4 protein-coding genes, 1 tRNA gene and 1 pseudogene are annotated in these 5,321 nt (G+C 52.2%); 2 read left to right on the plus strand and 4 right to left on the minus strand.

Translation table 11 applies throughout. The annotated features are described in order from the left end of the window. The first annotated feature begins 111 nt into the window (after window positions 1–111). Window positions 112–187 (plus strand) — tRNA-Glu (locus KOO63_13360). On the opposite strand, the gene KOO63_13365 is transcribed toward KOO63_13360, so the two are convergent. The 4 genes and pseudogenes from KOO63_13365 to KOO63_13380 form a co-directional block, all read right to left on the minus strand. Then, window positions 147–791 (minus strand): hypothetical protein, encoded by a 645-nt coding sequence (locus KOO63_13365; GenBank protein MBU8922801.1) that lies wholly within the window; start codon window positions 789–791, stop codon window positions 147–149. The genes KOO63_13360 and KOO63_13365 overlap by 41 nt on opposite strands. A 414-nt stretch (window positions 792–1,205) precedes the next feature. Then, a pseudogene (locus KOO63_13370) lies at window positions 1,206–1,712 on the minus strand (recombinase family protein). A 205-nt stretch (window positions 1,713–1,917) separates the two neighbouring features. Then, entirely contained in the window at window positions 1,918–2,232 is a 315-nt protein-coding gene (locus KOO63_13375) for a SpoVG family protein (GenBank protein MBU8922802.1), read from the minus strand. 1,366 nt (window positions 2,233–3,598) lie between these two features. Further along, window positions 3,599–4,075 carry a hypothetical protein gene (locus KOO63_13380; protein ID MBU8922803.1) on the minus strand — a complete coding sequence of 159 codons (477 nt, stop codon included), beginning with the start codon at window positions 4,073–4,075 and terminating at the stop codon, window positions 3,599–3,601. Window positions 4,076–4,488: 413 nt separating this feature from the next. Here KOO63_13380 and KOO63_13385 point away from each other — a divergent pair. Continuing rightward, the coding region (locus KOO63_13385) for a DNA adenine methylase (GenBank protein ID MBU8922804.1) at window positions 4,489–5,321 on the plus strand (833 nt) is incomplete at its 3' end.

Genomic DNA, 5,321 nt, shown 5'->3' on the forward strand with positions numbered 1-5,321 from the left:
AGGGTTCGAATCCTTCCCGGGCAACCATGCTTTTTGGTTAAGAATTGGTTAAGAAATGTTTAAAATTGCCACATTTCTGGGAATTTGGTAGGTTCCCAGTGCTGATATTGTGGCCCCTTCGTCTAGTGGCCTAGGACGCTGCCCTCTCACGGCGGTAACAGGGGTTCGAGTCCCCTAGGGGCTACCATAATGCCCAGTGTGCGAACCCCAGGAAACTGGGGGAGTCTGTACCAGACTTCGAACGTACACCGGTCTTTGACAAGCACCTTCTTCACAAGCAAGTGGAGAAGGTGCTTTTTTTGTGGATTCGGGACGGCATCGACTACTCCCCGGAGATTGGACAGGATTTCGTGAAGGAAGTCGGTCTTGATCGCCGGAAGGTCCAGGGACTGCCGCTGGGTCCGTAGGGCTTCACGTTGTTCGTCGAGCTGTTTGAGCTGGGTAGCGAGTTCGTCGACCCGCTGGTTGCAGGTGGCTGGACTCATGGTCTCTGATTCGAATGCCTGGAAGTATCGGTCCAGGGCGGCTTGGTGTTTGGTCCGCTGTTTGTCGAGGTTCTTCAGTTCCGTATCGATCGCGGGGGCGTTGGCCGCAAGCTTCTGCTGGGCTGTTTTCCAGATGTCCGCAAGAAGTGCCTCATCTTGGAAGATCGCCTGGATCTCGGCGAGAATCTGCCCTTCGATGATGTCGGCTCGGACGTAATCCTGATCGCAGTCCTTCGTGTCGAGTCGTTTTCGACAGACATAATATGCAAACTTTTGACCGCGTGAGTTTGCACTCACGCCGATCATTCGTGAATTGCATTTACTACACCGAAGCAATCCACTGAGAATTCGTTGGTCCTGTGTGTGCCATTTATGGCCTGCCGATTCCGAGGATCTCTTCTCGAGGATCTTCTTCGCGGCCTCAAAAGTCTCCTCTGAAATGATCGGTGCGTGGTTGCTCTCGAAGACCTCCTTGGCCCAAATGAAGCGACCGATGTAGAACACGCTTCTGAGGATGACAAGGACGCTCTTGCGGTTGAATTTCTTTCCCCGCTTGGTTCGATATCCTGCCTCGTTTAAGCGGTGAGCGATGGCACTCGATCCATCTTTCCCCGCAGTGTATTGGTCGAATATCTTTTCTATGATCACTGCTTCTTCCGGCACGATATCGAGTCCAGTCTTTGAATCAAATCGATAGCCTAACGGGACTCGGCCGCCTGGCCAGTCTCCCGTCTGGGCCTTTCGTTTCATTCCCAGCTTTACTCGAGATACAATCGATTTTTGTTCGAATTCAGCCATGACCCCTAGCATCTGGAACATCATTTTCCCGGACGGACTGGCGGTGTCAAAGGACTCGGTAACGCTTCGGAGGGAGACACCATACCCGGACAGCTCATCAGCAAGTATCGCGAGCTCAGCAACTCTTCTGGACAGCCGGTCCACACGTAGAACCAGAAGGACATCAAAGGCACTTGCTTGGGCGTCCGCGAGCATTTGCTGAAGCTCCGGCCGATTCAGATGTGTGCCGCTTGCACTGTCCCGGTAGGTCTTGTAGAGAGTCCAGGACTCGTCATAGATGGACTTTGCGAAGGATGACAGCCGCTCTTCTTGAGCCCCGAGGGAATACCGCTGCTTTTCCTCGTCGAGGGAAATTCTGCAATAGAAAGCTACTCGTTGTATTGTATTTTCGGCCTTGGCAATCAATTCAGATCCTTCGACGGCTTGGATTGGTGACTAGCTTCGCTAGCTGCATCCATCCCTCTTGGCCGCACATCATTCAACTCATTAGTGGACTGTGAATCCACATTCTGGCCTTTTCCTGGAGACTCCTGGCGATCAGGCGGCGAATCCTCCTGAGAACGCAGAATGATGTACCCGTCCACGAGGATCTCGGCGATCTCGTGAAGCGGGTTAGGGCTGCCACTGGGGCGAGTCACTTGGCGTCTTTGTCCTTGGGTTCGGGTGCGGCGACTGCCTTGGCAAGAGAGGCCAGGCGAGCTAGGACGGCGTTTTGGATAGCCTCGGCTGCTTGAGCGTTGATTGGGTGGAAGTAGGGGTGCCGAGTTCCACCAGCACTGACCTTATTGGGATATGTGAGAAATAGACTCCCATCTGTGCCCTTTCGTAGGGCGACGTTGTCCAACCTGACGGCGTTGGCTACGACGATCGATACCCAGCCCATCAACCCATCGGACCCGCTGTCAACCACGCGGACCTTGATGTCGGAAATCGGGAAATCAGGGGCCATCACTCGATTGCTCCTTCGGATGCCATCTTTGGATTGTTCTCGCGACGAGCCTGCCTATCAGGCAGGCAAGGTGAGGAGCGATCTGAGTGGTAGAGGGGTGAGGTTATTCCCAGTCCAAGAGTTATTATGTCAAAGTTAGACGTCAGACGTCTGGAGAAATGTCGCACCCCGACAGGGTCTAAGCGTTTGCACCAATGAGTAGTTAGACTGGATTCTGGGAGGACGGGGGGTGCGACAGAAGTGCGACGCTGGCGCGACGGAAGTGCGACATCTGTGCGACTTTTGTGCGACAAATTCTCTGTGGGGCTTTCGTATACTTGCTTTGCTTGCGTCCATACTTTCAGATCCGGAACTTCCGAACCCGGGCTCCACCACAATGGTCGACAGCATCGGTTTCCACTTAGATCCGTCGAAATAATGCCTATCAGTCCGATTTCCAGGAGAAGTTTGGTGGCTCGTTGGTAGGTTCGAGAGTGAAACTTGTTGCCGTGTTTTGACAGTTTGCTTGGAATAATGGCGACTGAATTTCTTTGGCCCCGCATTCGGTCATCAGGTCCAAATCCTCTACCCTGGATTAGCACACGGTCGATGAAATTCAGCAGTTCTTGCTCACTTTTCCGAAATTTGTGAATAGGGAAACCCGCCTCTCTTGCTAATTGTCGCCATTTTGGAAACGAATAGGGGGCCGAGAATATGTCCGTAGAGTGGGGCCGGTTTTTAGGGCTGGAACTGACTTGAGGGCCAGGTATCCGATTTTGGATGCCTGTGCTGCTATTGGATTCGAGGGCTGCAAGTTCCGCCGTGAATGATTCAGAGACGGATTGGACTGGTGTGTCACCGCTCCATTGGGAATAGAAATCATTCTTTGAAATCTTGATGGAGAATTCTTTCAACTTCGAAATGGAACGACGATCGCCTAGTCGAGCTTGCAAAAGAGTTTCCGGAAGGCCTTCAAGGCCTGGGCACTGAGCGAGCTCGCATATCATAGTTCCAGTTAGTTTTGGACAGCTCATGTCAACCGGCCTGCCCTGCACGAAAGGGCACCAATAGAAGATCGGAATTGCACGCCGGGGGACGGCCGAGAATCACCAGCGTTGGAACGACGAGCTCTACTTGGCTCCCCGGCGATTGGGGGTTGATTCGTAACGCAGGATAATTGCCAGTAATCGATCGGGGCGATTGCTGCTGGGGGGAGACAGCAGTTTGATGGGCAGGGAGTATGTGAACAGTTGGGATCGAAGTCATTGCCATTTCTCATCTCGCTTCGAGGGTAAAAGTCGAATCGAGTGAGCACGATACCAAAATGAGGAAATGGGTTGAGTCCCACAATCCGGGGCAAAATACGGAATTATGTAACCGATAATTTCTACAGCCGTGAAACAGCTTTTTTTACAAGTCTGAGATACGAATGCGGTTGGACATTGTCGTCGGAGTCGGGAGTCACAAAGGAATTAATATACATCATTACGTAATCGACTAAATTTGGAAAAATGCTGGAAGTCGATGCTCCCGGTCGTTTGTGGATGACATCCGAATACACTTTAGCGAGGCGACCTATGAAAAACAGCTCGGTGGAGTGTTCCGGGGCACCTCTCTTTGGTGAAACCCGAGCTACGGCCCACCCGAAGAAGAGTGCATGTTCCTCTTCATCCGATAACGGAATGTCTAAATCGGTAGGCGACAATTTTTTGACTTCTTTTAGGTCGAGTTTAAGAAAGGAGTCGAGACTTCTTGCGATTTTGTCTAGTTGGTTTTTAAGTGAGTCCAAGATGTCACAAGGGTCCTCGTCATAGTGGTTTATGATCGCGTATTCGATGAGATCGCTATCATTGTTGTTTTCCATTTCATGTAGCTTCCCAAGTAGTGTGTGGAAGGACTTCGACAGAGATTCGAATTTCTTCCTCCTTTGGGCCGGTGATTCTCTGCGCACGTGGGAAGGTAAGACCCATAATTCTACATACTGATTCGCTTCATCTTCCCATTCTGCGATTAGTTCGTCGGCCTTACTCTCATGCCTACTAAGTAGAGAGCGGAGTTGATTTTTTTGCAGGTCCGAAAAAGTAAAAGTCTTGCGATTGCAATTAGTGTCGTGGTGCATCAGAGATTATCCATCCTTGTGCCTGAGAAACCTTTCGGGTAGTTTACCAGAAGAAGACCCGCCTTTTCAATCGCTCGCGGATATCCCCATTCGACTTTGATCTTCCTTGCGCACAAATCAATTTGTTGTCGCGTCCCAGTCAATGGAGATCGATCGTCATGCGAATGTTCCAATCCCTTCCAAGTTACATCGGAGGCAAGCGGAAATTGCTCGGGACAATTTTCCGAAACCTGCCGGGGCCCGAGATTGCGCCTACGTTCGTTGATCCCTTCCTGGGGGGGGGAGCCGTCTCGCTTTTAGCCAAGGCCCGAGGCCACCGGGTGCTCTGCAATGACGTGGCGGAGCGCAGCTTCATCGTTGGTAAAGCCCTGATCGAAAACCACCAAGGCAAGTTGACGCACGCCGACCTGGTCAAGCTTTCCCTAAGCACGGAGGTCAAAGGCTATGCAGAATCCCAACTCTCCCCGCATGTCTTTCCTGTTGACCATGCTGCTCATCTTGACTGCTGTCTTCACAATGCTCAACACCTCCAAGGCGCTAAGCGGTGGCTGGCCAAGTTGCTGATCGTTAAGTATGCCTTGAGGTTACGACCAATGGGAAATTTTGGGGCGCGCAAAATTATGCTGCAGGTTGCTGGTGGCGAATGGGAGGACATGAATGTCAACTATGTTCGCGACCTGGTTAACCGCGGCCTGCCCCGTCACCCGATCAGATTGGCCGAGAAGCTTCTGCCTCAGATTAACAGCGGCGTGTTCAGCAACGGGCAGCAGAACCAAGCGCACCGGGCTGACGTTCTCGAGTTCCTGGGCAAAGTGGAGGGTGACGTCTGTTATCTCGACCCGCCCTACGCCGGGACCCAGTCCTACGAGCACGCCCTCAAACCCTTGGACGAGCTTCTTTACGGGGGGCCGATCAAGATTACTCCCAACCCATATTCGATTCGACCGCCTACCGAGACGCACCCTCCACTGTTCGAGGCTGCATCACATAT

The organism is Candidatus Latescibacterota bacterium (assembly GCA_019038625.1).
GTDB lineage: Bacteria > Krumholzibacteriota > Krumholzibacteriia > Krumholzibacteriales > Krumholzibacteriaceae > JAGLYV01.

Excerpts from the sequence above, each read along its gene's own strand:
- KOO63_13375 (MBU8922802.1), bottom strand. The coding sequence starts at position 2,232 with ATGGCCCCTGATTTCCCGATTTCCGACATCAAGGTCCGCGTGGTTGAC.
- KOO63_13365 (MBU8922801.1), bottom strand. The coding sequence starts at position 791 with ATGATCGGCGTGAGTGCAAACTCACGCGGTCAAAAGTTTGCATATTAT.
- KOO63_13380 (MBU8922803.1), bottom strand. The coding sequence starts at position 4,075 with ATGGAAAACAACAATGATAGCGATCTCATCGAATACGCGATCATAAAC.